Genomic DNA, 25,242 nt, shown 5'->3' with positions numbered 1-25,242 from the left:
CATCACTGGGCAGTCCTCATGGCCGTCAGCGGGTCATTCCCTGGCCACCTATGGGCAGCTTTTCATGGCCGCTTACACAGCGACGCACGGGGTCGGTCTCCCGCGCGGCGAAGCGGTTGAGCTGCTCACGCTGGGACACGGAGAACCAGAACTTGATGATGTGCACGCCGGAGTTGACGAGCATGCGCTCCAGCTCAGGGGTCTCGCGCATGAACTCGAGGTGCTGGATGTAGCGCTGGAAGTACCACTGCGGGGCCTCCTCCTCCGTGGGCTTCTCCAGGGTCACGGTCCGGGCGCCGCGGGGGTTGAGGTGCTCGTTGAAGCGCTTGATGGCGCCGCCCTTGCCGGCGGCGTCGCGGCCCTCGACGATGATCAGGACCTTCTGGCCGGTCTGCTTGACCCAGAGCTGCATCTTCAGCAGCTCGATCTGCAGCTCACGCTTGCGTCGCCCGTCGCTCTTGAGGCTGAGCTTGGGCTTGTACGGGTAGCCCTCACGCCAGGCCTGCGGGTCCGGGGTGGGGTCTTCTTCTCCCCGCCGAGCGTGCGGCCGAGCTCCCGGATCTCGTCCACCTCGGCGGCGTCGTCACGGGTCACGGCGAAGGGGTCCTGCGCGGCGTGCTCCACGCCGTGCTCGCCACGGGTGCGGGGTCAGGCGTAGGACTCATGTTCTCGGCCACGGCGGCTCCTGAGGGTGTCTTCGACCGGACCGCGCACCGGACGGGCGAGCGGCCCGTCAGGGCGTCGTCGCCATGCGTCATCGTTTTGCCTCTGGGTCAGGTGCCGCCGGCCCACGGAGACGGCGAACGCCCCGCCCCGCTCGTGAGGAGCGGGACGGGGCGTCGGCGGGGGCACGGTGGGGACACCGTGCGGCGCAGGATCAGCGCTTCGAGAACTGCGAGGCCTTGCGGGCCTTCTTGAGGCCGGCCTTCTTGCGCTCGATGACGCGGGCGTCACGGGTCAGGAAGCCGGCCTTCTTGAGCGCCGGGCGGTTGTGCTCGCGGTCGATCTCGTTGAGGGCGCGGGAGATGCCCAGGCGCAGCGCACCGGCCTGGCCGGAGGGGCCGCCGCCGTGGATGCGGGCGATCACGTCGTAGGCGCCGGTCAGCTCCAGCAGCGTGAAGGGGTCGGAGACCTCCTGCTGGTGCAGCTTGTTGGGGAAGTAGTTCTCCAGGGCGCGGCCGTTGATGGTCCACTGGCCGGAGCCGGGGACGAGGCGCACGCGGGCCACGGCCTCCTTGCGGCGGCCGACGGCGGAGCCGGGCACGGTCAGGGCCGGGCGCTCGGAGGCGACGGGGGCCTCGGCGGCGGCGGTGGACTCAGAGGTGTAGCTCGTCAGCTCCACGTCGTCGTTCTCGTTGATGCTCATGGTTCTCCTCAGGGAAGGTCTGCGTCAGTGGCCCGCCGGGGTCACTGGGCGACCTGGCCGATCTCGAAGGTCTGGGGCTGCTGGGCGGTGTGCGGGTGCTCGGCGCCCCTGTACACCTTCAGCTTGGAGAGCTGCTGGGCGGCCAGCGAGTTCTTCGGGAGCATGCCCTTGACGGCCTTCTCCACGGCGCGGACCGGGTTGGTCTCGAGCAGCTCGGCGTAGGACTGCGACTTCAGGCCGCCCGGGTAGCCCGAGTGGCGGTAGGCGCGCTTCTTCTCGAGCTTGGCGCCGGTGAGGGCGACCTTCTCGGCGTTCACGATGATGACGTAGTCGCCCATGTCCATGTGGGGGGCGAACGTCGGCTTGTGCTTGCCGCGCAGGAGGGCGGCGGTGTGGGAGGCCAGGCGGCCGAGGACGACGTCGGTGGCATCGATGATGTGCCACTGACGGTCGGCGTCACCAGGCTTGGGAGAGTACGTACGCACGTTGTCTGCCTTCAGGGTCGGTGGTGGTCCACAGCACCTGCCCGCCGGGTCGTGATTCCGGCGCGCTCGCGCTGTCAGTTCTCCGTGCGCGCCGGTCCCCCAGGTGAGGGCTGGAAGGCGTCCGGGCCCGATGCCCCGGGGGTGCGGCGCGAGCTGAAGGCCATGCAACTGAGCCACTCGCGGCACGACGCATCCGGGTGCGGGCATGCGCAACGTCCACCCATCCTACCGAACGCGGGCCCCGGAGCCAAAAGCCGTCGCCGCGGGCGACCCCGGCTCACAGGGTCCGCTTCGCCCGGGTGCCCTCGGCGCGCCGGCGCAGCTCCTCCGCCTCGTCGGGATAGCCGACGGCGAGCAGCGTCAGCCCCCCGGGCGGGGCGAGGCGCACCTCGGAGTCGCGGGCCGGCCTCGCCACCCGGTGCGCGAGCCAGCCGGGCTCGCGGGCCCCCTCCCCCACCTGCAGCAGCGCCCCGACGATCGCCCGGACCATGTTGTGGCAGAACGCGTCGGCCCGGATCCGGATGCCCACGACGCCGTCCTCATCGCGTCGCACCTCCAGGTGCTGGACCTCGCGGATGGTCGTGGCGCCCTCGCGGGGCCGGCAGAAGGACAGGAAGTCGTGCAGTCCGAGGACGGCGTCGGCCTCCAGGGCCATGAGGCGATCGTCCAGGGCGGCGCCGTGCCAGTGGGTGAAGCCCCGCGTGCGCGGATCACGCGCGGTGGGAGCGTCGTCGATCCGATACTCGTACTCGCGCCACAGCGCGCTGAACCGCGCGTCGAAGCCCGCGGGAGCCCGCCGCGCCCCGTGCACGACGACGGCCCCGCCCCACCCGGAGAGCACCCCGCCGAGGCGGCGGGTGAGGGAGGTGGCCGGCTCCAGGCCGGGCCGGCCGCGGGTCAGGCCCGCCCACTCCGTCTCGGTCAGGTCGAGGTGGACGACCTGGCCGCGCGCGTGCACCCCCGCGTCGGTGCGGCCGGCGACCACCGTGCGCACGGGCCGGCGCAGGATCCGCTCGAGCCCGTCCTCCAGCGCACCCTGGACCGAGTCGAGACCGGGCTGGCGAGCCCAGCCGTGGAAGGCGCCGCCGTCGTAGGCCAGGTCCAGGCGGACTCGCACGGATGCGGGATCCCCGGGTGCCGGCGGGACGTCCGGGCGGTGCTGCTCGCTCATGCTGCTCCTCAAGCGGGTCGGGGCGGGGCCGGGGACGGCGAAGGGCCGCCCACCGGGTGGTGGACGGCCCTCGCCGGGGCGTCGTCACGGGGACGGACGCGGACTCACGCGATGGCGTCAGGCCATCTTCTGGGCGGCCTCGCCACCGGCGGGCTCGAAGCCCGCGGCCTTGGCCTCCTCGACGGTGGAGAACCAGACCTCGGCGGTGGTCTGGTCGTACCAGCGCGAGCCGGGGACGTGGTACTTCTTCGAGCTGGCGTTGCCCTTGATGGTGGCCTCGGCCGGAGCCGAGCCGTCCTCGTTGGTGGGCACGGCGCCGTCGATCTCGGCGGCGGCCTCCTGCGACTCGGCCACGGTGACCTCCTCGGTGGCGGCCGGGTCGACGGCCTCCACCGGGGTGGACTCGGCCGGCGCGGCCGGCGCGGACGCGGCGGCCTGCTCGGCCTCACGCACCACGGCCTGCTTGCCGGAGATCGGGTCCATGATCAGCTCGATCACGGCCATGGGCGCGTTGTCGCCCTGGCGGTTGCCGATCTTGGTGATGCGGGTGTAGCCGCCGTTGCGCTCGGCCATCGCCGGGCCGATCACGGTGAACAGCTCGTGCACGACCGCCTTGTTAGTGCGGTTCTTGGCGGCGATGAGACCCTGCACCTTGCGGCGGGCCGGCAGATCGCCCTTCTTGGCGAAGGTGATCAGGCGCTCGGCGTACGGGCGCAGGCGCTTGGCGCGGGTGAGCGTCGTGGTGATCGACTTGTGCTCGAACAGCTGGGCGGACATGTTCGCCAGCATGATGCGCTCGTGGGCCGGGCTGCCGCCCAGACGCGGACCCTTGGTGGGGGTAGGCATGGTGTTTCTCCTCGGGTGGGACCCTTCAGCCGGCTGCGGCGTCGGGTCGAAGATGTCAGGTGGTGCGGAATCGGCTCAGAAGTCCGAGAACGGGTCGTCGTCCATCTGGCGCGCGTGCGCCTGCGGGTCGTAGCCGGCCGGCGAGTCCTTGAGGGACAGGCCCAGCTCCTGGAGCTTCTCCTTGACCTCGTCGATGGACTTCGCGCCGAAGTTGCGGATGTCCATCAGGTCGGCCTCGGAACGGCCCACGAGCTCGCCCACGGTGTGGATGCCCTCGCGCTTGAGGCAGTTGTACGAGCGCACGGTGAGCTCGAGCTCCTCGATCGGCTGGGCCAGGTCGGCGGAGCCCTCGACGACCTCGGGCTCGTCACCCAGGTCGATGCCCTCGGCCTCGACGTTGAGCGAGCGGGCCAGGCCGAACAGCTCGACCAGGGTGGAGCCGGCAGAGGCCACCGCGTCACGCGGCAGCATGTTCTCCTTGGTCTCCACGTCCAGGATCAGACGGTCGAAGTCGGTGCGCTGCTCCACACGGGTGGCCTCGACCTTGAAGGTCACCTTGAGGACCGGCGAGTAGATGGAGTCGACCGGGATACGGCCGATCTCCGCGTCCGCGGACTTGTTCTGGGCGGCGGTCACGTAGCCGCGACCGCGCTCGATGGTCAGCTCCATGTCGAACTTGCCCTTCGCGTTCAGGGTCGCGATGTGCAGGTCCGGGTTGTGGATCTCGACGCCGGCCGGCGCGGTGATGTCCGCGGCGGTGACGACGCCGGCCCCCTGCTTGCGCAGGTAGGCCACCACGGGCTCGTCGTTCTCCGAGGAGACGGAGAGCTTCTTGATGTTGAGGATGATCTCGGTGACATCCTCCTTGACTCCGTTGACGGAGCTGAACTCGTGCAGCACGCCGTCCACGCGGATGCTGGTCACGGCAGCACCGGGGATCGACGAGAGCAGAGTGCGGCGCAGGGAGTTGCCGAGGGTGTAGCCGAAGCCGGGCTCCAGGGGCTCGATGACGAACCGGGAACGACGGTCGGAGACGACCTCTTCGGTCAGCGTGGGGCGCTGTGCAATGAGCACGGACATTTCCTTTCGGCGAGCGTCCGCCATATGACGCACGCGGTGGGTGGAAACGAGGACGGGGTGGGGGCAGGTCCGCAGACCTGTCCGCGCCCGCCCCGGGCGGGGACGGACGCGGACACAGCGCTCAGGTCAGACGCGGCGGCGCTTCGCCGGGCGAGCGCCGTTGTGGGCCATGGGGGTGACGTCCTGGATGGACCCCACCTCGAGGCCGGCGGCCTGCAGGGAGCGGATGGCGGTCTCGCGGCCCGAGCCCGGACCCTTCACGAAGACGTCCACCTTCTTCATGCCGTGCTCCTGCGCACGCTTGGCGGCCTGCTCGGCGGCCATCTGCGCGGCGTACGGGGTCGACTTGCGCGACCCCTTGAAGCCGACCTCGCCGGACGAGGCCCAGGAGATGACGGCACCCGTGGTGTCCGTGATGGACACGATGGTGTTGTTGAACGTGCTCTTGATGTGGGCCTGGCCCACGGTGATGTTCTTGTTGGCCTTGCGACGCGGCTTGCGGGCAGCCGATGCGCGAGTCTTGGGGGGCATGTGATTCTCCTCCGGGAAAGCTGCTGGTGCTGATGCTGCGGGCGGGGCGTCCGGACGTGGACGCGGTCACCGCCGGCGCAGGATCACTTCTTCTTGCCGGCGACCGTCTTCTTGGGGCCCTTGCGGGTACGGGCGTTGGTCTTCGTGCGCTGGCCGCGCACCGGCAGGCCGCGGCGGTGGCGCAGGCCCTCGTAGGAGCCGATCTCCACCTTGCGACGGATGTCGGCGGCCACCTCGCGGCGGAGGTCGCCCTCCACCTTGTAGCTGCCCTCGATGTGGTCGCGCAGCTGCACCAGCTGCTCGTCGGAGAGGTCCTTCACGCGGATGTTCGGGTCGATGCCCGTGGCGGCGAGGGTCTCCTCAGCGCGGGTCTTGCCCACACCGTAGATGTACGTGAGTGCGATGATCACGCGCTTCTCGCGCGGAATGTCAACGCCTGCAAGACGAGCCATGTGGCCGTCCTCCTGTTCTTCTGCAGCAGGGGTCTGCACCAGGGACGTCCCGTACGACGCGGCACTGGGCCTCGCGGACCCGTCGTCGCGGCGCCGGGGAAGATCCGGCGTGCTCCGCGGCGGGCGTCCGCCGTCGTCGGTCTCCGGCCCCTGCGGCCGGAGGTGGGGGCCCTCCCCTCACGGGGTGGACCGCTGTCCCTGCTGTTCGGCCCGATGGCCGGTGGGTGGTGTGGTCAACGCGACGGCGTCGCTCCCCGGGCTCCCGGGGAGGCGATCAGCCCTGGCGCTGCTTGTGGCGCGGGTTCGAGCAGATCACCAGCACGCGGCCCTTACGGCGCACGACCTGGCACTTGTCACAAATCCGCTTCACGCTCGGCTGAACCTTCACGGCTCTTCCTCCTGCGCTCGCTTGGACGGGGGTTCTTACTTGTATCGGTACACGATCCGACCCCGGTTGAGGTCGTACGGGCTAAGCTCCACCACGACGCGATCCTCGGGGAGGATGCGGATGTAGTGCTGACGCATCTTTCCGGAGATCGTGGCGAGCACGACGTGCTCGTTCTGCAGACGGACCCGGAACATCGCGTTCGGCAATGCCTCCGACACCGTGCCCTCGACCTCGATGACACCTTCCTTCTTAGCCATGTCCTCCACAATCGTCATGCCCCGGGCACGGCCGCGGAGGGCCGGATGACGGGGCGGGAACGGGTCTGCTCGCCGGCGCACACGAGTGCGCGCACACGAACAACGTTCGATGATACCGCATTCTCGGTCTGAGAACCAGCACGGACGACGACGGCCGCCCGGCCCGCCGGACGGGCGGGACGGACGGCCGACAGCTCGGGCCCCTCACTCCCCCGGCGGGACCGGGACCACGCCGAACCGGGCGAGCTCGGAGGCGCCGCCGTCGGGAGCGGTGAGCACCCACACGCCGGCGTCGTGCCGGCAGACCGAGTGCTCCCACTGGCTGGCGCGGGCGCCGTCGAGGGTCACCACGGTCCAGTCGTCCGCGAGCACCTTCGTGTCGATGGAGCCGCGCACCAGCATCGGCTCGATGGCGAGCGCCAGACCGGGGCGGATCTTGGGCCCCCGGTGGCCGGTGCGGTAGTTGAACACGTCCGGCGGCAGGTGCATGGCCGAGCCGATGCCGTGCCCCACGTACTCCTCGAGGATGCCGAGCTCCTCGCCCGGCTGCGCGGAGACGAAGTCGTCGATGGCGTCCCCGATGTCCCCGACGTGGGTGGCGGAGGCGAAGGCCGCGATGCCGACCCAGAGTGCCTCCCGCGTGATCGCCGAGAGGCGCTCGTCGGCCGGGTCCGCGGTGCCGGCCGCGGAGGAGCCCAGGATCACCGTGCGGGCCGAGTCGGCGTGCCAGCCGTCCACGATCGCGCCCCCGTCGACCTTCAGCACGTCGCCGGTCTGCAGGACCCGGTCCCCGGGGATGCCGTGCACGACCTCGTCGTTGACCGAGGTGCAGATCGAGGCCGGGAAGTCGTAGTAGCCCAGGAAGTTGGAGGTCGCACCGCGTTCGGCCAGGACGCCCGCGAACACGGCGTCCAGCTCCGCGGTGGTGACGCCCGGCGCGGCCGCGGTCAGCGTGGCGTCCAGGGCCTCGGACAGGACCACCCCCGCGCGCTGCATGGCCTGCAGCTGGGGGGCGGTCTTGAGCTCGAGCGAGCGGCGGCCGATCACGGGGTCAGGACTCCGCGCCCGGCTGGATCACGGGCAGGGAGCCCGTGGCGGCGCGCACGGAGTACACGGCCTGCAGCAGGCGCTCGGTGACGTCGTCGATCTGCCCGGTGCCGTCCACGCGGGCGACGATGCCGCGCTCCACGTACTCCTGGATGACGGACTCGGTCTCGCGGTGGTACAGGTCCAGGCGGTGCTCGATGACCTCCTGGGTGTCGTCCGCGCGGCCCTCGATCTCGGCACGCTTGAGCAGACGCTCCACGAGCTCCTCGTCGGGCACCTCCAGCTCGACGACGGCGGACAGCGACTGGCCGGACTCGGCGAGCATGGCGTCCAGCGCCTCGACCTGGCCCTTCGTGCGCGGGTAGCCGTCCAGCAGGAAGCCGTGCTCCGCGTCGGCCTGGGCGATGCGGTCCGCGACCATGCGGTTCGTGACCTCATCGGGGACGAAGTCGCCGTTGTCGATGTACTTCTTGGCCTCGACGCCGAGCGGCGTCATCGACTTCACGTTGTGGCGGAAGATGTCACCGGTGGAGATCGGGACGATCCCCAGCTTGTCGGCGATCCGGGTGGCCTGGGTGCCCTTGCCGGAACCGGGAGGGCCCATGAGCAGCATGCGGGTCATCGTGTGTTCCTCACTGTCGATACGGACGGCGTTGCGGGATCGGGTCGGGGCTCAGCGCAGCAGGCCCTCGTAGTGGCGCTGCTCCATCTGTGCGCTGACCTGCTTCACGGTCTGGAGGCCGACGCCCACCATGATGAGGATGGACGTGCCGCCGAGCGGGAAGTTCTGGCTGGTGCCGATCACCGCGAAGGCGATCAGCGGGATCATGGCCACGATACCGAGGTAGAGGGCGCCCACGAACGTGATGCGGCTGATGACGTACTGCAGGTAACGCTCGGTGGGCCGTCCGGCGCGGACGCCGGGGATGAAGCCGCCATAGCGCTTCATGTTGTCCGAGATCTCCACCGGGTTGAACGTGATGGACACGTAGAAGTACGTGAAGCCGATGATGAGCAGGAAGTACAGTGCCATGTACACCGGGTGGTCGCCGGAGCCGAAGTACCGGCTCAGCCACGTGATCCACGGGGCCGGCGCACTGCCGTCCTGCGGCGTGTTGAACTGGATGAGGATGCCCGGGAGCATCAACACGGAGGAGGCGAAGATGACCGGGATGACGTTGGCCATGTTCACCTTGACCGGGATGTAGGTGCTCGACCCGCCCACGGTCCGCGAGCCGATCTGCCGCTTGGCGTACTGGACCGGGATCCGGCGCTGCGACTCCTCCACGAAGACGATGGCCAGCATGGTGAGCAGGCCGATCCCCATGACGATCGCGAAAACGCGCCAGCCCTGCGTCTGGACCACCTGGCCGAGGCCGGCCGGGAAGCCCGCCGCGATGGAGGTGAAGATCAGCAGGGACATGCCGTTGCCCACGCCGTTCTCGGTGATCCGCTCGCCGAACCACATGACGATGAGACATCCGGTGGTCAGGGCGATGACCACGAGCAGCACCGTGAGGATGGAGCCGTCGCGCAGCAGCGGCAGGCTGCATCCGAGCAGCGCCCCGGTGCGGGCCAGCGAGGCCATCGTGGTCGCCTGCAGCAGGGCGAGGGCGAGGGTCAGGTAACGGGTGTACTGCGTCAGCGTCGCCTGGCCCTGCGGGCCCTCCTGGTGGAGCTGCTCGAAGCGCGGGATCACCACGCGCAGCAGCTGCACGATGATCGACGCCGTGATGTAGGGCATGATGCCGAGCGCGAAGACGGACACCTGCAGGAGCGCCCCGCCCGAGAACATGTTCACGAAGGAGTACAGGCCGCCCTGGGCGTTGCCCGCCGCGAGGCACTGCTGCACCGCCGGGTAGTCCACCCCGGGGGCCGGCACGAAGGCGCCCATCCGGTAGACGGCGATGAGCCCGAGCGTGAAGGCGATCTTCCGCAACAGGTCAGGCGTCCGGACGATCCGGGCGATGGCCTTGAGCACGAGTCCTCCTGCGGTGGTCCTGTGGGGCGCGCGCCGGCCGCGGGGCGGGGCACGAGACGGCGGCCACACCGGGGCGGCCGCTGTGCGAGTCTACACGGACGGACCGAGGGCCCTGGTCCGGAGCGGCTGCTCCGGGCCAGGGCCCTCGGTCGATGGGTCGGCGTGTCAGAGGGTCTCGGTGGACCCGCCGGCGGCCTGGATCTTCTCCACGGCGGACGAGGAGAAGGCGTTCGCCTTCACCTGCACGGCCGCGGTGATCTCCCCCGTGCCCAGCACCTTCACGGGCTGGCCGCGACGGACGAGGCCCTTGGACACGAGCGCGTCCACGGTGACCTCACCGCCCTCGGGGAAGTGCGCGGAGAGCTTGTCCAGGTTCACGACCTGGTACTCCGTGCGGAACGGGTTCTTGAAGCCGCGGAGCTTCGGCAGACGCATCTGCAGGGGCAGCTGGCCGCCCTCGAAGCCCGCACGGACCTGGTAACGGGCCTTGGTGCCCTTGGTGCCGCGACCGGCGGTCTTGCCCTTCGACGCCTCACCGCGACCCACGCGGGTCTTGGCGGTCTTGGCACCGGGGGCCGGACGCAGGTCGTGGACCTTGATGGCGTCGTTGTCAGCCATTGTTGACCTCCTCCACGGACACCAGGTGCGGCACGGTGTTGACCATGCCGACCGTCACCGCGTCGGCCTTGCGGGTGACCTGGTGGCCGATCCGCTTCAGGCCCAGCGAGCGCAGGGTGTCCCGATGGTTCTGCTTGGAGCCCGTGACGCCGCGGGTCTGGGTGATGACCAGGGTGGCGTCCGAGGGCTGGATGTTCTTGCGAGTGGGCTCAAACACGGCTCACGCACCTGCCTTCGCGCTCTTCTGGGCGCGATCGTTCTCCATGGTGCGCAGCATCGCATGGGGGGCGATCTCGTCCAGGGCCTTGCCGCGGCGGGCGGCGACGGCCTGGGGCTCTTCCAGCTTCTTGAGGGCGTCCACGGTGCCGCGCACGATGTTGATCGCGTTCACGGAGCCCATGGACTTGGACAGCACGTCGTGGATGCCGGCGCACTCGAGCACGGCGCGCACCGGACCGCCGGCGATCACGCCGGTACCCGGGGAGGCCGGGCGGAGCAGCACGACGCCGGCGGCGTCCTCACCCTGCACCAGGTGCGGGATGGTGGAGCCGACGCGGGGGACGCGGAAGAAGGACTTCTTGGCCTCCTCCACGGCCTTCTGGATCGCAGCGGGGACCTCCTTCGCCTTGCCGTAGCCGACGCCGACGGTGCCGTCGCCGTCACCCACCACCACGAGGGCGGTGAAGGAGAAGCGGCGGCCGCCCTTGACGACCTTGGAGACGCGGTTGATGCCCACGACGCGCTCGAGGAACTGGTCCTTCTCGTCGTCCTGGGCGCCACGACGGTTGCGGTCGTCGCGACGGCCGCCACGACGATCGCCGTCACGGCCACCGCGGCCGCCGTCGCGACCGCCGCGGCCACCGGTGGCGCGCTCGGTGGTCTGGCTCGCCGAGCCCGACCCGGTCTCGGAGACGGTGGTCTCGGTGCTCTCGGTCACCTGAGTGTCCTTCTGGTTGATGTTCTCGGTCACAGCTGCAGCCCACCCTCTCGCGCACCGTCGGCCACGGCCGCGACGCGCCCGTGGTACTTGTTGCCGCCGCGGTCGAAGACCACGGCCTCGATGCCGGCCGCCTTGGCACGCTCGGCGACGAGCTCGCCCACGCGCTTGGCCTTGGCCGTCTTGTCACCCTCGAGCGCACGCACGTCGGCCTCCATGGTGGAGGCGTACGCGAGCGTGCGGCTCTGCGTGTCGTCCACGACCTGCACGAACATGTGCCGTGCAGAGCGGTTGACGACGAGGCGGGGACGGACGGTGGTGCCGGAGATCCGCTTGCGCACCCGGAGGTGGCGGCGGGTGCGGGCGTTGAACTTGCCCTTGCCCTTCACCTTCAGAGTAGACATCACTTACCTGCCTTTCCGGCCTTGCGGCGGATCTGCTCGCCCGCGTAGCGCACGCCCTTGCCCTTGTACGGGTCGGGGCGGCGCAGCTTGCGGATGTTGGCGGCGGTCTCGCCGACCTGCTGCTTGTCGATACCGGCGACGGTGACCCTGTTGCCCTCCACCGTGAAGGTGATGCCCTGGGGCGCCTTCACCGGGACGGGGTGGGAGTAGCCCAGGGCGAACTCGAGGTCCTGGCCCTTGGCCTGCACGCGGTAGCCGGTGCCGACGACCTCGAGCTGCTTGGAGAAGCCGTTGGTCACGCCCTCGACCATGTTGCTGATGAGGGTACGGGTCAGACCGTGCAGGGAGCGGGACTCACGCTCGTCGTCGGGGCGGGCCACGGTGACCTGCCCCTCCTCGAGGGTGGCCGTGATGGGCGTGGGCAGCGAGTGCTCGAGCTGGCCCTTGGGGCCCTTCACGGAGACGCGGTCGCCGTCGATGGTCACATCGACGCCGGCGGGGATGGTGATCGGGAGACGTCCGATTCGAGACATGTCAGTTCAGCCTTTCTTCCGTCTTGCCCGTCACCAGACGTAGGCGAGGACTTCTCCGCCCACGCCCTTCTTGGCGGCCTGCTGGTTCGTGAGGAGACCAGAGGAGGTGGACAGGATGGCGATGCCGAGGCCGCCCAGCACGTGGGGCAGGTTCGTGGACTTCGCGTACACGCGCAGGCCCGGCTTGGAGATGCGGCGCAGGCCGGCGATCGCACGCTCACGCTGCGGGCCGAACTTCAGGTCGATGGTCAGCTTCTTGCCGACCTCGGCCTCCTCCTCGCGCCAGTCCTGGATGTAGCCCTCGGCCTTAAGGATCTCGGCGACGCGAGTCTTCAGCTTCGAGGACGGCATGGACACGGTGTCGTGGTAGGCCGAGTTTGCGTTGCGCAGACGGGTCAGCATGTCTGCGACGGGATCGGTCATGGTCATGTGGGCTTCACGCCCTTTCTCGCCGTGGTTTCCGCCACCGGTTCACCGGTGGAGGACCTGTGGCGTGGAGGTCTTACTGGTCGGTCTTGAACGGGAAGCCCAGCGCCTTCAGCAGCGCGCGGCCCTCGTCGTCGTTCTTGGCGGTCGTCACCACGGTGATGTCCATGCCGCGCACGCGGTCGATCTTGTCCTGATCGATCTCGTGGAACACGGTCTGCTCGGACAGGCCGAAGGTGTAGTTGCCGTTGCCGTCGAACTGGCGGTCGGACAGGCCGCGGAAGTCACGGATGCGCGGCAGCGCGAGCGTGACCAGGCGGTCCAGGAACTCCCACATGCGGTCGCCACGGAGGGTGGCGTGCGTGCCGATGGGCATGCCCTCACGCAGCTTGAACTGCGCGATGGACTTGCGGGCCTTGGTGATCATCGGCTTCTGGCCGGTGATGGCGGTGAGGTCGGTGACCGCGCCGTCGATGATCTTGGAGTCCTTGGCGGCCTCGCCGACGCCCATGTTGACGACGACCTTCACGAGGCCCGGCACCTGCATGACGTTCCCGTACTGGAACTGCTCCTGCAGGGCGCCGCGGATCTCCTCGCGGTACTTGGTCTTCAGACGCGGGGTGACCTTCTCGGTCTGCTGCACCTCGGTCATCACAGCTCCTTCCCCGAGGCCTTGGCGAAGCGGACCTTCACGGTCTTGCTCACGCCGTCCTTCTCGACGGTCTCGAAGCGGTAGCCCACACGGGTCGGCTTCTTGGTCTCCGGGTCCACCACGGCCACGTTCGAGATGTGGATCGGGGCCTCGACGACCTGCAGGCCGCCCTCGGTGGAACCGTTGTTGTCCTGGCCGGCGCGCAGGTGCTTGGTCACGCGGTTCACGCCCTCGACGAGCACACGCTCATCCGTCGGGAACACGCGCAGGACCTTGCCCTGCTTGCCCTTGTCCTTGCCACTGATGACCTGGACGAGGTCGTCCTTCTTGATCTTGGCCATGAGGTCAGATCACCTCCGGGGCGAGCGACACGATCTTCATGAACTTCTTGTCACGCAGCTCGCGACCCACGGGGCCGAAGATGCGCGTGCCACGGGGCTCGCCGTCGGTCTTCAGGATGACCGCCGCGTTCTCGTCGAACTTGATGTACGAGCCGTCGGGACGGCGGGACTGCTTGCGGGTGCGGACCACCACGGCCTTGACGACGTCGCCCTTCTTGACGTTGCCGCCGGGGATGGCGTCCTTCACGGTGGCGACGATGGTGTCGCCGATGCCTGCGTAGCGGCGTCCGGAACCGCCGAGAACACGGATGGTCAGGATTTCCTTCGCACCGGTGTTGTCGGCGACCTTGAGCCGCGACTCCTGCTGGATCACTTGTCTCTCCTAGCGTCGCGCCGGTTCTCCCCCACGATGGGCGAGCCTTGCGGAACGGTTGAACGGGCATCCCGGGACGCTTACCCCTCCCCCGAGGCGGGCCGCCCGCCGTCGTCCCCCGGCGACGCGTGTTCAGACAGCGTCGGGAGGTCGAGAGCGGAGGGGCGCGCAGGGCAGGGCCGAGGCGGATCCGGGATCGGTGTGCGCGGCCCTCGGCACACAGGATGGATGGTCCTGCCAACGAGAGGGCGCACGAATATCAGAGTCTAACGCACAAGGCCGCCCCGTGCCAGTGCACGGGGCGGCCCTCTGCGTCGCCGACCCTCAGGGGGCCGGGTCGATCACTTGGCGCGCTCGACGACCTCCACCAGGCGCCACCGCTTGGAGGCGGACAGCGGGCGGGTCTCGGCGATGCGGACGCGGTCACCCACGCCGGCGGTGTTGTCCTCGTCGTGCGCCTTCACGCGCTTCGAGGTCTTCATCACCTTGCCGTAGAGCGAGTGCTTCTTGCGGTCCTGGACCTCGACGACGATGGTCTTGTCCATCTTGTCGGACACGACGATGCCACGGAGGGCCTTGCGGTAGCCGCGCTCCTCGGAGACGGCCGGGGTCTGCTCGGTCACTTGGCAGCCTCCTCGTTCTTCTCGGCCTGCGCCTCGGCGGCGACATCGCCGCGGATGCCCAGCTCGCGCTCGCGCAGGATCGTGTAGATGCGCGCGATGTCACGCTTGACGGACTTCAGCCGGCTGGCGTTGTCCAGCTGGCCGGTGGCGGCCTGGAAGCGCAGGTTGAACAGCTCCTCCTTGGAGGACTTCAGGGCCTCCAGCAGGCGGGCGTTGTCCATCCCGTCCAGGGACTCGACGTTCAGATCCTTGGTGCCGATCGCCATGGGATCACTCACCACCCTCTCGACGGATGATACGGGCCTTCAGCGGCAGCTTGTGGATGGCCAGGCGGAGCGCCTCACGGGCGACGTCCTCCGTGACACCCGACAGCTCGAAGAGCACGCGTCCGGGCTTGACGTTGGCGACCCACCACTCCGGCGAGCCCTTGCCGGAGCCCATGCGGGTCTCGGCGGGCTTCTTGGTGATGGGACGGTCCGGGTAGATGTTGATCCAGACCTTGCCGCCACGCTTGATGTAGCGGGTCATGGCGATACGGGCGGCCTCGATCTGACGGTTGGTCACATAGGCCGGCGTGAGCGCCTGGATGCCCCACTCGCCGAACGTCACGGTGGTGCCGCCCTTGGCGGCGCCGGAACGCTTGGGGTGGTGCTGCTTGCGGTGCTTGACGCGACGGGGGATCAGCATCAGGCGTTGCCTCCTTCAGCGGGAGCGGCGGCCGGGGTCTCGGCGCCGGCGCCGGCGTTCTCCTGGCGGGGAGCACGCTCGGCGCGATCGTTGCGACGACGACGCTCGCCGCCGCCACGGCGCTCGCCGCCACGGCCACGGCCGGAGGGCTGAGCGGCCTCCTTGGCCGCGAGCTCCTTGGCGGTCAGGTCGCCCTTGTAGATCCAGACCTTCACGCCGATGCGGCCGAAGGTGGTCTTGGCCTCGAACTTGCCGAAGTCGATGTTCGCGCGGAGGGTGTGCAGCGGCACGCGACCCTCGCGGTAGAACTCCGAGCGGCTCATCTCGGCGCCGCCGAGGCGGCCGGAGCACTGGATGCGGATGCCCTGCGCGCCGGCGCGCATGGCGGACTGGATCGCCTTCTTCATCGCACGGCGGAACGCCACGCGGGAGGCGAGCTGCTCGGCCACACCCTGCGCCACCAGCTGGGCATCGGTCTCGGGGTTCTTGACCTCGAGGATGTTCAGCTGGATCTGCTTGCCGGTGAGCTTCTCGAGCTCACCGCGGATGCGGTCGGCCTCGGCGCCGCGGCGGCCGATCACGATGCCCGGACGCGCGGTGTGGATGTCCACGCGCACGCGGTCACGGGTGCGCTCGATCTCCACCTTGGAGATGCCGGCGCGCTCCATGCCGGTGGTCATCAGCTCGCGGATCTTGACGTCCTCCTTGAGGAAGTCAGCGTAGCGCTGGCCCTCCTTGTGGGAGTCCGCGAACCAGTGCGAGACGTGGTCGGTGGTGATGCCGAGGCGGAACCCGTTGGGGTTGATCTTCTGTCCCATTGTCAGTTCCCACCCTTCTCGTCCTTGGACGCGACGACCACGGTCACGTGGCTCGTGCGCTTGTTGATGCGGTACGCGCGGCCCTGAGCACGGGGCTGGAACCGCTTCATGGTCGGGCCCTCGTCCACGAAGGCCTCGGTGATGTAGAGGGCGTCCTCGTCGAAGGCCTGGCCCTCGCGGTCCGCCTTGACACGGGCGTTCGCCACCGCGGAGGTCACCAGCTTGTACACCGGCTCCGAAGCACCCTGCTGGGCGAACTTCAGGATGGCCAGTGCTTCGGTGGCCTGCTTGCCACGGACCAGGTCGACGACGCGCCGGGCCTTCATCGGCGTCACGCGCAGGTGGCGCGCAATTGCCTTGGCTTCCATTGCTTCTCTCTTTCGATTCTCGAGAAGGTCAAGCGTGCTGTGCCCTCAGGCTCAGCGACGCTTGCCCTTCTTGTCGTCCTTCACGTGGCCGCGGTAGGTCCGGGTCGGGGCGAACTCGCCCAGCTTGTGACCCACCATGGACTCGGTGACGAACACCGGGACGTGCTTGCGTCCGTCGTGGACCGCGATGGTGTGACCCAGCATGTCCGGGATGATCATCGACCGGCGGGACCAGGTCTTGATGACGTTCTTGCTGCCCTTCTCGTTCTCGGCCAGAACCTTCAGGTAGAGGTGCTGATCGACGAAGGGGCCCTTCTTCAGGCTGCGAGGCATGTCTTCCCTGCTCCCTTATCGCTTGTTCTTGCCGGTACGACGGCGACGCACGATGAGCTTGTCGCTTTCCTTGTTCGGACGGCGCGTGCGGCCCTCGGGCTTGCCGTTCCGGTTGACGGGGTGACGACCGCCGGAGGTCTTGCCCTCGCCACCGCCGTGCGGGTGGTCGACCGGGTTCATGACGACACCGCGGACGGTCGGGCGCACGCCCTTCCAGCGCATGCGGCCGGCCTTGCCCCAGTTGATGTTCGACTGCTCGGCGTTGCCGACCTCGCCGATCGTGGCGCGGCAGCGCACGTCGACGTTGCGGATCTCCCCGGAGGGCAGGCGCAGCTGGGCGTACTTGCCCTCGCGGGCGACCAGCTGCACGGAGGCGCCGGCGGAGCGGGCCATCTTGGCGCCGCCGCCGGGGCGCAGCTCCACCGCGTGGATGGTGGTGCCCACGGGGATGTTGCGCAGCGGCAGGTTGTTGCCGGGCTTGATGTCGGCGTTCGGGCCGGCCTCGACCACGTCGCCCTGCTTCAGCTTGGCCGGGGCCAGGATGTAGCGCTTGGCGCCGTCCGCGTAGTGCAGCAGCGCGATGCGGGCGGTGCGGTTCGGGTCGTACTCGATGTGCGCGACGGTGGCGGGCACGCCGTCCTTGTCGTGGCGACGGAAGTCGACCAGGCGGTACTGGCGCTTGTGGCCGCCGCCCTTGTGACGAGTGGTGATGCGGCCGGTGTTGTTGCGGCCGCCGGTCTTGTGCAGCGGACGGAGAAGGGACTTCTCCGGCGTGGACCGGGTGATCTCTGCGAAGTCGGCCACGGACGAGCCGCGCAGGCCCGGGGTGGTCGGCTTGTACTTACGGATAGCCATGTGTCAGTTCCTCGATTAAGTGGTCTCCGCACGCCGATCAGGCGAGCGGACCTCCGAAGATGTCGATGGTCCCGTCCTTGAGCGTGACGATGGCACGCTTGGTGGACTTGCGCTGGCCCCACCCGAAGCGGGTGCGACGGCGCTTGCCGGAACGGTTCAGGGTGTTGACCGAGGCCACGTCGACGTTGAAGATGCGCTCCACCGCCTGCTTGATCTCGGACTTGTTGGAGCGGGGGTCGACCAGGAAGGTGTACTTGCCCTCGTCGATCAGACCGTAGCTCTTCTCCGACACGACGGGAGCGATGATCACGTCGCGGGGATCCTTGTTGATGGAGCCGCTCACTGGGCATCCTCCTTCTTGGCGCCGGAAGCCTGGGCCACGTACGCCTCGTAGGCCGCCTGGGTGAACACGACGTCGTCGGAGACGAGCACGTCGTAGGTGTTCAGCTGGTCGGCGTACAGGGTGTGGACCGCAGGCAGGTTGCGGGCGGACAGGGCGGCGACGTCGTCGGCCCGGTCGATCACCAGCAGCACGTTCTTGCGGCCGGTGTTCAGGGACGCGAGGCCCGCCTTGGCGGCCTTGGTGGACGGGGTGGTCCCGGACACGAGGGCCTCGATGACGTGGACGCGGCCATTGCGGGCGCGGTCCGACAGGGCACCGCGCAGGGCGGCGGCCTTCATCTTCTTGGGGGTCCGCTGCGAGTAGTCGCGCGGGGTGGGGCCGTGGACGACGCCACCGCCGGTCATGTGCGGGGCCCGGATGGAGCCCTGACGGGCGCGGCCGGTGCCCTTCTGCTTGAACGGCTTGCGACCGGCACCGGACACCTCGCCGCGGCGCTTCGTCTTGTGCGTGCCCTGGCGGGCGGCGGCGAGCTGGGCGACGACGACCTGGTGCATGAGCGGCACGTTGGACTGCACGTCGAAGAGCTCGACGGGCAGATCGACCTGGATGGTCTTCACGGAGTTCTCAGCCATGGTCTCAGGCTCCCTTCACGGCGCTGCGGACGAGCACGACCTGGCCCTTGGAGCCGGGCACCGCGCCCTTGATCAGCAGGAGGTTGTTCTCCACGTCGATGCCGTGGAGGGTCAGGTTCATGGTGGTCTGGCGCACGGCGCCCATGCGACCGGGCATGCGCTGGCCCTTGAACACGCGGCCGGGGGTGGACGCGCCGCCCACGGAGCCGGGCTTGCGGTGGTTCTTGTGCGCACCGTGCGAGGCGCCCACACCGGCGAAGCCGTGGCGCTTCATGGCGCCGGCGAAGCCCTTGCCCTTGGTGGTCCCCACGACGTCGACCTTCTGGCCGGCCTCGAAGACCTCCACGGTCACGTCCTGGCCGAGCGCGTACTCGGCGGCGTCGGCGGTGCGCAGCTCGACGAGGTGGCGACGCAGGGTCACGCCGGCCTTCTCGAAGTGACCGGCCAGGGGCTTGGTCACGCGGCGGGGATCGATCTGGCCGTAGGCGATCTGCACGGCGGTGTAGCCGTCGGTCTCCTCGGAGCGCAGCTGGGTGACGACGTTCGGGTCTGCCTTGACCACGGTCACGGGGATGAGCTTGTTGTCCTCATCCCAGACCTGGGTCATGCCGAGCTTCGTGCCCAGCAGGCCCTTGATGTTCTGGGTGTTGGTCATAGTCTCTCAGCACCTCCCTCTCAGAGCTTGATCTCGATGTTGACGTCCGCGGGCAGGTCCAGTCGCATGAGCGAGTCGACGGCCTTCGGGGTCGGGTCGATGATGTCGATGAGCCGCTTGTGGGTGCGCATCTCGAAATGCTCGCGGCTGTCCTTGTACTTGTGGGGAGAACGGATAACGCAGTACACGTTCTTCTCCGTCGGCAGCGGCACGGGGCCGACCACCGTCGCGCCTGCGCGCGTGACCGTGTCAACGATCTTGCGGGCCGACACGTCGATGACCTCGTGGTCGTACGACTTCAGCCGGATGCGGATCTTCTGTCCCGCCATGGCGTCACGCCTCTCTCGTCGGGTGTGCTGTTCCTGTCCCTGTGCGGCGGATCGGGTCCGCCTTCTTGTCCTCCACCCGCGCGGGGCGAATCCGGTCGGACCGGGTTCCTCGCCGCCGCCGGACTCCGGTCCACGCGGTCGGGCGTGTCGCATTCCTGGGAGGGCACACGCCTGCGGCGGGTCGGAGTGGTGACGTCACATCTGGGCCGAGCTGCCGCCGCGAGACACACGACGACAGCGCAATGGCGCTTGAGCAACCGAACCAGTATAGACAGAACCGGGCCCGGTCCGCCAATCGGCGGACCGGGCCCAGCGGTCACCAGGGCTCAGCGGCCCCACTCGGTGGGCGGGCCGGCGTTGAGCAGCAGCGTGAAGACGACGGCGACCACGGCGACCGCAACCAGCGCGCTGACCACCGGATGACGCAGCACCACGACGAGGAGCCGTTCGAGGGGCCTCCGCTCCCCCGGCGCACGGTCCACGACCTGCCACCGCGGGGCCGGCTCGCCGCGCCGCCGCTGGGCCCGCTCGAACGGGACCGTCATGAACGGGACGATCGTCGAGCCGAGGCCGAGGAGCCCGCGGGTCACCGACCATCGCCCGTCGATCCACACGGCGACCGTCACCACGAGATAGCAGAGGAACACGAAGCCGTGGACGCCGCCGGCGACCGGCACCACCCGCTCCGTGACTCCGCCGTACTTGAGGCCCATGGCGATCAGCAGGCCGGCCCAGGTGAACATCTCGGCCATCGCCGTGACGGCGAACAGGCGGCGCGGGCTGGGCAGGTTCATCGCTCCAGCTCCCCACCGCGGTTCGCGCGCCGGATGCGCCGGGCACGGTCGATCTCGGGACGGAAGGTCCGCAGCGCCCAGCGCACGGCCACGGCGGCCACGGCGAGCACCACGATGAGGATGAGCAGTTCAGGCATGTCCTCAGCCTAGCGGCCGCCGCCGCGCCGTCGTCGGACACGGACACGGCGACGCCCCCGCCTCCGGGAGACCCGGAGAGGGGGGCGTCGCGCGTCAGCGGCTCAACAGAGCCACGAGACGGGATGCGTCAGATCACTTGGTGATCTTGGTGACGCGGCCGGAGCCCACGGTGCGGCCACCCTCGCGGATGGCGAAGCCGAGGCCCTCCTCCATGGCGATCGGCTGGATGAGCTCGACCGACATCTCGGTGGTGTCGCCGGGCATGACCATCTCGGTGCCCTCGGGCAGCGTGATGACGCCGGTGACGTCGGTGGTGCGGAAGTAGAACTGCGGGCGGTAGTTCGAGTAGAACGGGTTGTGACGCCCACCCTCGTCCTTGGACAGGATGTAGACGTTCGCCTCGAAGTTGGTGTGCGGGGTGATGGAACCCGGCGCCACCACGACCTGGCCGCGCTCGACGTCGTCGCGCTTCAGACCGCGCAGCAGCAGACCGCAGTTCTCGCCGGCCCAGGCCTCGTCGAGCTGCTTGTGGAACATCTCGATGCCGGTGACGGTGGTCTTCTGCACGTCGCGGATGCCGACGATCTCGACCTCGGAGTTGATCTTCAGGGTGCCGCGCTCGGCGCGACCGGTCACCACGGTGCCACGGCCGGTGATGGTGAAGACGTCCTCGATCGGCATCAGGAACGGCTTGTCCTTGTCGCGGACCGGGTCCGGGATGAACTCGTCCACGGCATCCATGAGGTCCTCGACGGACTTGACCCACTGGGGGTCGCCCTCGAGGGCCTTCAGACCGGAGGTGCGGATGACCGGGGCGTCGTCGCCGTCGAACTCCTGGGAGGACAGCAGCTCGCGGACCTCCATCTCGACGAGCTCGAGGAGCTCCTCGTCCTCGACCATGTCCGACTTGTTCAGGGCCACGAGCAGGGCCGGCACGCCGACCTGGCGGGCCAGGAGCACGTGCTCGCGGGTCTGGGCCATCGGGCCGTCGGTGGCGGCGACCACGAGGATCGCACCGTCCATCTGAGCGGCGCCGGTGATCATGTTCTTGATGTAGTCGGCGTGACCGGGGGCGTCCACGTGGGCGTAGTGACGCTTCTCGGTCTGGTACTCCACGTGGGAGATGTTGATGGTGATGCCGCGCTGACGCTCCTCGGGGGCGGAGTCGATCGTCGCGAAGTCACGGGCCTCATTCAGGTCCGGGTACTTGTCGTACAGGACCTTCGAGATGGCGGCGGTCAGCGTGGTCTTGCCGTGGTCAACGTGGCCGATGGTGCCGATGTTGACGTGCGGCTTCGTCCGCTCGAACTTTGCCTTTGCCACTAGTTCCTCCTAAGAACTGGTTCATCGTCAAGAAGACTGCTCAGCCGCCTGGGACGTGCTGACAACTTGACTGAGTCTACTCGGATGGTACGGGGTTGGGGAAATCCCGCCCCCCCGGGGGCAAGCCCGGTCCGAGGCCGGGGGGCCCGCGGAGGGCGGCCCGGCCCTCCCCCCCCCTGAGCGCGGCCCGCCGCGCGGGGGGGGGCGGCCCGCCCGCCCCGGGCCGGCCGCCGCTGCGGCGGCCGACCCGGGGCAGGTCGTTCAGAGCGTGTGACCTGCGGTCACTCGCCCTGGGACTTCTGGACGATCTCGTCCGCCACGGCCTTGGGGACCTCGGCGTAGGAGTGGAAGGTCATCGAGTACACCGCGCGGCCCTGCGTCTTGGAGCGCAGGTCGCCGATGTAGCCGAACATCTCCGAGAGCGGCACGAGGGCGTTGACCACCTTCACGCCGGTCGCGTCCTCCATGGACTGGATCTGGCCGCGGCGGGAGTTCAGGTCGCCGATGACGTCGCCCATGAACTCCTCGGGGGTGCGGACCTCCACGGCCATCAGCGGCTCGAGGATGATCGGGTTGGCCTTGCGGACACCCTCCTTGAAGGCCTGGGAGCCGGCGATCTTGAACGCCATCTCCGAGGAGTCGACGTCGTGGTACGCACCGTCGAGCAGGGTGGCCTTCACGCCGACCATCGGGTAGCCGGCCAGCACGCCGAACTGCATGGCGTCCTGGATGCCCGCGTCCACCGAGGGGATGTACTCGCGGGGCACGCGACCGCCGGTGACGGCGTTCTCGAACTCGTAGACCTCGCCCTCGGCGGTGTCCAGGGGCTCGAAGGACAGCTGCACCTTGGCGAACTGGCCGGAGCCGCCGGTCTGCTTCTTGTGCGTGTAGTCGACCTTGTCGACCTTGCGCTTGATGGTCTCGCGGTACGCGACCTGGGGCTTGCCCACGTTGGCCTCGACCTTGAACTCGCGCTTCATGCGGTCCACGAACACGTCCAGGTGGAGCTCGCCCATGCCGCCGATCTCGGTCTGACCGGTCTCCTCGTTGAGGTTCACGCGGAACGTGGGGTCCTCGGCGACGAGCTTCTGGATGGCGGTGGAGAGCTTCTCCTGGTCACCCTTGGTCTTCGGCTCGATGGCCACGGAGATCACGGGCTCCGGGAAGGTCATCGACTCGAGAATGATCGGGTTCGCGGGATCGCACAGGGTGTCGCCCGTGGTGGTGTCCTTGAGGCCGATCACGGCGTAGATGTGGCCGGCGACCACCTCGTCCACCGGGTTCTCCTTGTTGGCGTGCATCTGGAACAGCTTGCCGATGCGCTCCTTCTTGCCCTTGGTGGCGTTGAGGATCTGCGCGCCGGACTCCAGGCGGCCGGAGTACACGCGGATGAAGGTCAGCGTGCCGAAGAAGGGGTGCGTGGCGATCTTGAAGGCCAGGGCCGAGAACGGGGCCTCCTTCGACGCCTCGCGCTCCAGCACCTGCTCCTCGTCGTTCACGGCGTGGCCCTTGACGGCGCCGGCGTCCAGCGGGTTCGGCAGGTAGGCGACCACGGCGTCCAGCATCGGCTGCACGCCACGGTTCTTGAACGCGGAGCCGCAGAACACCGGGTAGGCCTCGGCGTTCACGGTCAGCTGGCGCACGCCGGCCTGGATCTCCTCGACGGTGAGCTCCTCGCCCTCGAGGTACTTCTCCATGAGCTCCTCGGAGCTCTCGGCGACGGCCTCGACGAGCTGGTTGCGGTACTCCTCGGCCTTCTCCTGGAGCTCGGCGGGGATCTCGCGGGTCTCGTAGGAGGCGCCCATGGTGACGTCGCCCTTGGCGTCGCCCGGCCACACGAAGGCCTTCATGGAGATCAGGTCGACGACGCCCACGAAGTCGTTCTCGGCGCCGATCGGCAGCTGCATCACGAGCGGACGCGCGCCGAGGCGCTTCACGATGGTGTCGACGGTGAAGTAGAAGTCCGCGCCCAGCTTGTCCATCTTGTTGACGAAGCAGATGCGGGGGACGTCGTACTTGTCCGCCTGGCGCCACACGGTCTCCGACTGGGGCTCCACGCCCTCCTTGCCGTCGAACACGGCGACGGCGCCGTCGAGCACGCGCAGCGAGCGCTCCACCTCGACCGTGAAGTCCACGTGGCCGGGGGTGTCGATGATGTTGATCTGGTGGTCGTTCCAGAAGCAGGTCACCGCGGCGGAGGTGATGGTGATGCCGCGCTCCTTCTCCTGCTCCATCCAGTCCGTCGTCGCGCCGCCGTCGTGGGTCTCGCCCAGCTTGTGGTTGACACCCGTGTAGAACAGGATGCGCTCGGTGGTGGTGGTCTTGCCGGCATCGATGTGGGCCATGATGCCGATGTTGCGGACCTTGTGCAGGTCGGTCAGCACGTCCTGTGCCACGGTGTCTCCCTTGGTCGGGTGGAATGGGGGGCTCGTGAGGTGGATGCGGTGGGTGGCCCGTCCGAAGAGGACGCACCTGCGGCCCGAGGCGCGGATCGCGCGCCCCGGGCCACACGGATCACCAGCGGTAGTGGGCGAAGGCCTTGTTGGCCTCGGCCATCTTGTGGGTGTCCTCGCGACGCTTCACGGCGCCGCCCAGGCCGTTCGAGGCGTCCAGGATCTCGTTCATCAGACGCTCGGTCATGGTCTTCTCACGGCGGGCCTTGGAGAAGCCGACCAGCCAGCGCAGGGCCAGGGCCGTGGAGCGGCCCGGCTTGACCTCGACGGGCACCTGGTAGGTGGCGCCGCCGACGCGGCGGGAGCGCACCTCGAGGGCCGGCTTGATGTTGTCCATGGCCTTCTTGAGGGTGGCCACGGGATCGGCGCCGTTCTTGGCACGGGCGCCCTCGAGCGCACCGTACACGATGCGCTCGGCGGTGGACTTCTTGCCGTCGATGAGCACCTTGTTGATCAGCTGCGTGACCAGCGGTGAGCCGTAGACGGGATCGACGACGAGGGGGCGCTTCGGCGCAGGACCCTTACGAGGCATTACTTCTTCTCCTTCTTGGCGCCGTAGCGGGAGCGGGCCTGGCCGCGGTTCTTCACGCCCTGGGTGTCGAGGGCGCCGCGCACGATCTTGTAGCGCACGCCGGGCAGGTCCATCACACGACCGCCGCGGACGAGCACGATCGAGTGCTCCTGCAGGTTGTGGCCCTCGCCGGGGATGTAGGCGGTGACCTCGATGCCGCCGTTCAGGCGCACACGGGCGACCTTGCGCAGCGCCGAGTTCGGCTTCCTGGGCGTGGTGGTGTACACGCGGGTGCACACGCCACGACGCATGGGGTTCCCCTGCAGCGCAGGGGCCTTCGTATTGACGACCTTGGGTGAGCGGCCCTTGCGGACCAGCTGCTGAATCGTAGGCACTCTTCAGCCTTCCTGTGTTTCGGTGATCGCTGACGTGATCGACCGGCGCCCGGGGCGCCGGCTGCTCGTTCCTCTGCTCTGCCTCTCCCTGGGGGCT

38 protein-coding genes and 1 pseudogene are annotated in these 25,242 nt (G+C 69.0%); all 39 read right to left on the bottom strand.

The genetic code is table 11. The features are described from left to right. Positions 1 to 79: 79 nt before the first annotated feature. A pseudogene (locus KVS67_RS03615) lies at positions 80 to 677 on the bottom strand (polyphosphate kinase 2); the annotation flags it as partial. 200 nt (positions 678 to 877) lie between these two features. Next, the gene (gene rpsI, locus KVS67_RS03610; RefSeq protein WP_036317791.1) at positions 878 to 1,366 is read right to left on the bottom strand and encodes a 30S ribosomal protein S9; all 489 of its coding nucleotides are present in this window, start codon (positions 1,364 to 1,366) and stop codon (positions 878 to 880) included. A 41-nt stretch (positions 1,367 to 1,407) separates the two neighbouring features. Next, positions 1,408 to 1,851 carry a 50S ribosomal protein L13 gene (gene rplM, locus KVS67_RS03605; RefSeq protein ID WP_063188721.1) on the bottom strand — a complete coding sequence of 148 codons (444 nt, stop codon included), beginning with the start codon at positions 1,849 to 1,851 and terminating at the stop codon, positions 1,408 to 1,410. A gap of 277 nt (positions 1,852 to 2,128) precedes the next feature. After that, on the bottom strand, positions 2,129 to 3,022 hold the full coding sequence (locus KVS67_RS03600) for a tRNA pseudouridine(38-40) synthase TruA (protein WP_063188719.1): 894 nt from the start codon (positions 3,020 to 3,022) through the stop codon (positions 2,129 to 2,131). A gap of 117 nt (positions 3,023 to 3,139) precedes the next feature. Continuing rightward, the gene (rplQ, locus tag KVS67_RS03595; protein ID WP_041103274.1) at positions 3,140 to 3,868 is read right to left on the bottom strand and encodes a 50S ribosomal protein L17; all 729 of its coding nucleotides are present in this window, start codon (positions 3,866 to 3,868) and stop codon (positions 3,140 to 3,142) included. 75 nt (positions 3,869 to 3,943) lie between these two features. Next, positions 3,944 to 4,942: a DNA-directed RNA polymerase subunit alpha gene (locus KVS67_RS03590; RefSeq protein WP_063188724.1), complete on the bottom strand. Its 999-nt coding sequence runs from the start codon at positions 4,940 to 4,942 to the stop codon at positions 3,944 to 3,946. A gap of 132 nt (positions 4,943 to 5,074) precedes the next feature. Continuing rightward, positions 5,075 to 5,479, bottom strand: coding sequence for a 30S ribosomal protein S11 (gene rpsK, locus KVS67_RS03585; protein ID WP_002857513.1), 405 nt, complete (start codon positions 5,477 to 5,479; stop codon positions 5,075 to 5,077). 83 nt (positions 5,480 to 5,562) lie between these two features. Then, positions 5,563 to 5,931 carry a 30S ribosomal protein S13 gene (gene rpsM / locus KVS67_RS03580; RefSeq protein ID WP_017487821.1) on the bottom strand — a complete coding sequence of 123 codons (369 nt, stop codon included), beginning with the start codon at positions 5,929 to 5,931 and terminating at the stop codon, positions 5,563 to 5,565. 274 nt (positions 5,932 to 6,205) lie between these two features. Further along, positions 6,206 to 6,319: a 50S ribosomal protein L36 gene (gene rpmJ / locus KVS67_RS03575; RefSeq protein WP_002857509.1), complete on the bottom strand. Its 114-nt coding sequence runs from the start codon at positions 6,317 to 6,319 to the stop codon at positions 6,206 to 6,208. 35 nt (positions 6,320 to 6,354) lie between these two features. Continuing rightward, the gene (gene infA, locus KVS67_RS03570) at positions 6,355 to 6,576 is read right to left on the bottom strand and encodes a translation initiation factor IF-1 (RefSeq protein ID WP_010080397.1); all 222 of its coding nucleotides are present in this window, start codon (positions 6,574 to 6,576) and stop codon (positions 6,355 to 6,357) included. Positions 6,577 to 6,780: 204 nt separating this feature from the next. Continuing rightward, entirely contained in the window at positions 6,781 to 7,623 is an 843-nt protein-coding gene (map, locus tag KVS67_RS03565; RefSeq protein ID WP_036337962.1) for a type I methionyl aminopeptidase, read from the bottom strand. 4 nt (positions 7,624 to 7,627) lie between these two features. Next, complete coding sequence (locus tag KVS67_RS03560) at positions 7,628 to 8,245, bottom strand: adenylate kinase (RefSeq protein WP_063188717.1); 618 nt, start codon at positions 8,243 to 8,245, stop codon at positions 7,628 to 7,630. 51 nt (positions 8,246 to 8,296) lie between these two features. Beyond that, positions 8,297 to 9,604, bottom strand: a complete 1,308-nt coding sequence (gene secY / locus KVS67_RS03555; protein WP_012751035.1) for a preprotein translocase subunit SecY — start codon at positions 9,602 to 9,604, stop codon at positions 8,297 to 8,299. Between the two features lie 165 nt (positions 9,605 to 9,769). Then, on the bottom strand, positions 9,770 to 10,222 hold the full coding sequence (gene rplO / locus KVS67_RS03550) for a 50S ribosomal protein L15 (RefSeq protein ID WP_002857504.1): 453 nt from the start codon (positions 10,220 to 10,222) through the stop codon (positions 9,770 to 9,772). Next, on the bottom strand, positions 10,215 to 10,439 hold the full coding sequence (gene rpmD, locus KVS67_RS03545; protein ID WP_002857502.1) for a 50S ribosomal protein L30: 225 nt from the start codon (positions 10,437 to 10,439) through the stop codon (positions 10,215 to 10,217). The genes rplO and rpmD overlap by 8 nt, the downstream gene beginning before the upstream one ends. 3 nt (positions 10,440 to 10,442) lie before the next feature. Further along, entirely contained in the window at positions 10,443 to 11,192 is a 750-nt protein-coding gene (rpsE, locus tag KVS67_RS03540) for a 30S ribosomal protein S5 (RefSeq protein WP_002857500.1), read from the bottom strand. Continuing rightward, entirely contained in the window at positions 11,189 to 11,563 is a 375-nt protein-coding gene (gene rplR / locus KVS67_RS03535) for a 50S ribosomal protein L18 (RefSeq protein ID WP_002857498.1), read from the bottom strand. The genes rpsE and rplR overlap by 4 nt, the downstream gene beginning before the upstream one ends. Then, the gene (gene rplF, locus KVS67_RS03530) at positions 11,563 to 12,096 is read right to left on the bottom strand and encodes a 50S ribosomal protein L6 (RefSeq protein WP_002857496.1); all 534 of its coding nucleotides are present in this window, start codon (positions 12,094 to 12,096) and stop codon (positions 11,563 to 11,565) included. Before rplF ends, rplR begins: the two co-directional genes overlap by 1 nt. A 30-nt stretch (positions 12,097 to 12,126) precedes the next feature. Further along, positions 12,127 to 12,525, bottom strand: coding sequence for a 30S ribosomal protein S8 (gene rpsH, locus KVS67_RS03525; protein ID WP_002857494.1), 399 nt, complete (start codon positions 12,523 to 12,525; stop codon positions 12,127 to 12,129). A gap of 73 nt (positions 12,526 to 12,598) precedes the next feature. Then, entirely contained in the window at positions 12,599 to 13,174 is a 576-nt protein-coding gene (rplE, locus tag KVS67_RS03520; protein ID WP_002857492.1) for a 50S ribosomal protein L5, read from the bottom strand. Further along, positions 13,174 to 13,515, bottom strand: a complete 342-nt coding sequence (gene rplX, locus KVS67_RS03515; RefSeq protein WP_002857489.1) for a 50S ribosomal protein L24 — start codon at positions 13,513 to 13,515, stop codon at positions 13,174 to 13,176. The genes rplE and rplX overlap by 1 nt, the downstream gene beginning before the upstream one ends. A 4-nt stretch (positions 13,516 to 13,519) precedes the next feature. Next, positions 13,520 to 13,888: a 50S ribosomal protein L14 gene (gene rplN / locus KVS67_RS03510; RefSeq protein WP_002857487.1), complete on the bottom strand. Its 369-nt coding sequence runs from the start codon at positions 13,886 to 13,888 to the stop codon at positions 13,520 to 13,522. Positions 13,889 to 14,229: 341 nt separating this feature from the next. Continuing rightward, positions 14,230 to 14,511 (bottom strand): 30S ribosomal protein S17, encoded by a 282-nt coding sequence (rpsQ, locus tag KVS67_RS03505; RefSeq protein WP_002857485.1) that lies wholly within the window; start codon positions 14,509 to 14,511, stop codon positions 14,230 to 14,232. Beyond that, positions 14,508 to 14,777, bottom strand: coding sequence for a 50S ribosomal protein L29 (gene rpmC / locus KVS67_RS03500; RefSeq protein ID WP_002857484.1), 270 nt, complete (start codon positions 14,775 to 14,777; stop codon positions 14,508 to 14,510). The genes rpsQ and rpmC overlap by 4 nt, the downstream gene beginning before the upstream one ends. Positions 14,778 to 14,781: 4 nt before the next feature. After that, a complete protein-coding gene (gene rplP / locus KVS67_RS03495; RefSeq protein ID WP_002857481.1) occupies positions 14,782 to 15,198 on the bottom strand; it encodes a 50S ribosomal protein L16 in 417 nt (138 codons plus the stop codon). Beyond that, complete coding sequence (rpsC, locus tag KVS67_RS03490) at positions 15,198 to 16,016, bottom strand: 30S ribosomal protein S3 (RefSeq protein WP_002857479.1); 819 nt, start codon at positions 16,014 to 16,016, stop codon at positions 15,198 to 15,200. The genes rplP and rpsC overlap by 1 nt, the downstream gene beginning before the upstream one ends. 2 nt (positions 16,017 to 16,018) lie before the next feature. Then, complete coding sequence (rplV, locus tag KVS67_RS03485) at positions 16,019 to 16,384, bottom strand: 50S ribosomal protein L22 (protein ID WP_002857477.1); 366 nt, start codon at positions 16,382 to 16,384, stop codon at positions 16,019 to 16,021. 51 nt (positions 16,385 to 16,435) lie between these two features. Next, on the bottom strand, positions 16,436 to 16,717 hold the full coding sequence (rpsS, locus tag KVS67_RS03480) for a 30S ribosomal protein S19 (RefSeq protein ID WP_002857475.1): 282 nt from the start codon (positions 16,715 to 16,717) through the stop codon (positions 16,436 to 16,438). 15 nt (positions 16,718 to 16,732) lie between these two features. Continuing rightward, positions 16,733 to 17,572: a 50S ribosomal protein L2 gene (gene rplB / locus KVS67_RS03475; protein ID WP_002857473.1), complete on the bottom strand. Its 840-nt coding sequence runs from the start codon at positions 17,570 to 17,572 to the stop codon at positions 16,733 to 16,735. Positions 17,573 to 17,609: 37 nt separating this feature from the next. Beyond that, positions 17,610 to 17,915, bottom strand: coding sequence for a 50S ribosomal protein L23 (gene rplW, locus KVS67_RS03470; protein ID WP_002857471.1), 306 nt, complete (start codon positions 17,913 to 17,915; stop codon positions 17,610 to 17,612). Further along, a complete protein-coding gene (gene rplD, locus KVS67_RS03465; protein WP_002857469.1) occupies positions 17,912 to 18,547 on the bottom strand; it encodes a 50S ribosomal protein L4 in 636 nt (211 codons plus the stop codon). Before rplD ends, rplW begins: the two co-directional genes overlap by 4 nt. A gap of 4 nt (positions 18,548 to 18,551) precedes the next feature. Continuing rightward, complete coding sequence (gene rplC, locus KVS67_RS03460; RefSeq protein WP_063188714.1) at positions 18,552 to 19,202, bottom strand: 50S ribosomal protein L3; 651 nt, start codon at positions 19,200 to 19,202, stop codon at positions 18,552 to 18,554. A 20-nt stretch (positions 19,203 to 19,222) separates the two neighbouring features. After that, complete coding sequence (rpsJ, locus tag KVS67_RS03455; RefSeq protein ID WP_002857463.1) at positions 19,223 to 19,531, bottom strand: 30S ribosomal protein S10; 309 nt, start codon at positions 19,529 to 19,531, stop codon at positions 19,223 to 19,225. A gap of 326 nt (positions 19,532 to 19,857) precedes the next feature. Next, positions 19,858 to 20,325, bottom strand: coding sequence for a DUF3817 domain-containing protein (locus KVS67_RS03450; RefSeq protein ID WP_049161598.1), 468 nt, complete (start codon positions 20,323 to 20,325; stop codon positions 19,858 to 19,860). Then, the gene (locus tag KVS67_RS03445) at positions 20,322 to 20,462 is read right to left on the bottom strand and encodes a hypothetical protein (RefSeq protein ID WP_162838057.1); all 141 of its coding nucleotides are present in this window, start codon (positions 20,460 to 20,462) and stop codon (positions 20,322 to 20,324) included. The genes KVS67_RS03450 and KVS67_RS03445 overlap by 4 nt, the downstream gene beginning before the upstream one ends. A 133-nt stretch (positions 20,463 to 20,595) precedes the next feature. Then, complete coding sequence (gene tuf, locus KVS67_RS03440) at positions 20,596 to 21,786, bottom strand: elongation factor Tu (protein WP_002857459.1); 1,191 nt, start codon at positions 21,784 to 21,786, stop codon at positions 20,596 to 20,598. A 281-nt stretch (positions 21,787 to 22,067) separates the two neighbouring features. Then, a complete protein-coding gene (gene fusA / locus KVS67_RS03435) occupies positions 22,068 to 24,182 on the bottom strand; it encodes an elongation factor G (protein ID WP_049161600.1) in 2,115 nt (704 codons plus the stop codon). A gap of 118 nt (positions 24,183 to 24,300) precedes the next feature. Continuing rightward, positions 24,301 to 24,771, bottom strand: a complete 471-nt coding sequence (rpsG, locus tag KVS67_RS03430) for a 30S ribosomal protein S7 (RefSeq protein WP_002854788.1) — start codon at positions 24,769 to 24,771, stop codon at positions 24,301 to 24,303. Beyond that, positions 24,771 to 25,145, bottom strand: coding sequence for a 30S ribosomal protein S12 (gene rpsL / locus KVS67_RS03425; RefSeq protein ID WP_063188712.1), 375 nt, complete (start codon positions 25,143 to 25,145; stop codon positions 24,771 to 24,773). Before rpsL ends, rpsG begins: the two co-directional genes overlap by 1 nt. Positions 25,146 to 25,242 lie beyond the last annotated feature (97 nt).

Origin of the sequence: Micrococcus sp. GbtcB5 (assembly GCF_019091605.1) — a bacterium.
GTDB classification, from domain to species: Bacteria; Actinomycetota; Actinomycetes; order Actinomycetales; family Micrococcaceae; genus Micrococcus; species Micrococcus luteus.
Note: the sequence above shows the minus strand (reverse complement) of the source record. Positions and strands in the feature narration are given on the sequence as shown.

What these genes read in the sequence shown, in the direction of transcription:
- KVS67_RS03450 (WP_049161598.1), bottom strand. Translation starts at nt 20,325, where the DNA reads ATGAACCTGCCCAGCCCGCGCCGCCTGTTCGCCGTCACGGCGATGGCC.
- rpsI (WP_036317791.1), bottom strand. Translation starts at nt 1,366, where the DNA reads ATGAGCATCAACGAGAACGACGACGTGGAGCTGACGAGCTACACCTCT.
- rpsM (WP_017487821.1), bottom strand. Translation starts at nt 5,931, where the DNA reads ATGGCTCGTCTTGCAGGCGTTGACATTCCGCGCGAGAAGCGCGTGATC.
- rplV (WP_002857477.1), bottom strand. Translation starts at nt 16,384, where the DNA reads ATGGAAGCCAAGGCAATTGCGCGCCACCTGCGCGTGACGCCGATGAAG.
- rpsG (WP_002854788.1), bottom strand. Translation starts at nt 24,771, where the DNA reads ATGCCTCGTAAGGGTCCTGCGCCGAAGCGCCCCCTCGTCGTCGATCCC.
- rplO (WP_002857504.1), bottom strand. Translation starts at nt 10,222, where the DNA reads ATGGCTGACAACGACGCCATCAAGGTCCACGACCTGCGTCCGGCCCCC.
- rpsJ (WP_002857463.1), bottom strand. Translation starts at nt 19,531, where the DNA reads ATGGCGGGACAGAAGATCCGCATCCGGCTGAAGTCGTACGACCACGAG.
- rplC (WP_063188714.1), bottom strand. Translation starts at nt 19,202, where the DNA reads ATGACCAACACCCAGAACATCAAGGGCCTGCTGGGCACGAAGCTCGGC.
- rplQ (WP_041103274.1), bottom strand. Translation starts at nt 3,868, where the DNA reads ATGCCTACCCCCACCAAGGGTCCGCGTCTGGGCGGCAGCCCGGCCCAC.
- rpsC (WP_002857479.1), bottom strand. Translation starts at nt 16,016, where the DNA reads ATGGGACAGAAGATCAACCCCAACGGGTTCCGCCTCGGCATCACCACC.
- rpsK (WP_002857513.1), bottom strand. Translation starts at nt 5,479, where the DNA reads ATGCCCCCCAAGACTCGCGCATCGGCTGCCCGCAAGCCGCGTCGCAAG.
- infA (WP_010080397.1), bottom strand. Translation starts at nt 6,576, where the DNA reads ATGGCTAAGAAGGAAGGTGTCATCGAGGTCGAGGGCACGGTGTCGGAG.
- rplX (WP_002857489.1), bottom strand. Translation starts at nt 13,515, where the DNA reads ATGGCCAAGATCAAGAAGGACGACCTCGTCCAGGTCATCAGTGGCAAG.
- KVS67_RS03600 (WP_063188719.1), bottom strand. Translation starts at nt 3,022, where the DNA reads ATGAGCGAGCAGCACCGCCCGGACGTCCCGCCGGCACCCGGGGATCCC.
- KVS67_RS03445 (WP_162838057.1), bottom strand. Translation starts at nt 20,462, where the DNA reads ATGCCTGAACTGCTCATCCTCATCGTGGTGCTCGCCGTGGCCGCCGTG.
- KVS67_RS03560 (WP_063188717.1), bottom strand. Translation starts at nt 8,245, where the DNA reads ATGACCCGCATGCTGCTCATGGGCCCTCCCGGTTCCGGCAAGGGCACC.
- rpmC (WP_002857484.1), bottom strand. Translation starts at nt 14,777, where the DNA reads ATGGCGATCGGCACCAAGGATCTGAACGTCGAGTCCCTGGACGGGATG.
- rplF (WP_002857496.1), bottom strand. Translation starts at nt 12,096, where the DNA reads ATGTCTCGAATCGGACGTCTCCCGATCACCATCCCCGCCGGCGTCGAT.
- rplP (WP_002857481.1), bottom strand. Translation starts at nt 15,198, where the DNA reads ATGCTGATCCCCCGTCGCGTCAAGCACCGCAAGCAGCACCACCCCAAG.
- rpsH (WP_002857494.1), bottom strand. Translation starts at nt 12,525, where the DNA reads ATGACCATGACCGATCCCGTCGCAGACATGCTGACCCGTCTGCGCAAC.
- rplR (WP_002857498.1), bottom strand. Translation starts at nt 11,563, where the DNA reads ATGTCTACTCTGAAGGTGAAGGGCAAGGGCAAGTTCAACGCCCGCACC.
- rplB (WP_002857473.1), bottom strand. Translation starts at nt 17,572, where the DNA reads ATGGCTATCCGTAAGTACAAGCCGACCACCCCGGGCCTGCGCGGCTCG.
- rpsS (WP_002857475.1), bottom strand. Translation starts at nt 16,717, where the DNA reads ATGCCTCGCAGCCTGAAGAAGGGCCCCTTCGTCGATCAGCACCTCTAC.
- rplD (WP_002857469.1), bottom strand. Translation starts at nt 18,547, where the DNA reads ATGGCTGAGAACTCCGTGAAGACCATCCAGGTCGATCTGCCCGTCGAG.
- rplE (WP_002857492.1), bottom strand. Translation starts at nt 13,174, where the DNA reads ATGACCGAGGTGCAGCAGACCGAGAAGGTCACCCCGCGTCTGAAGACC.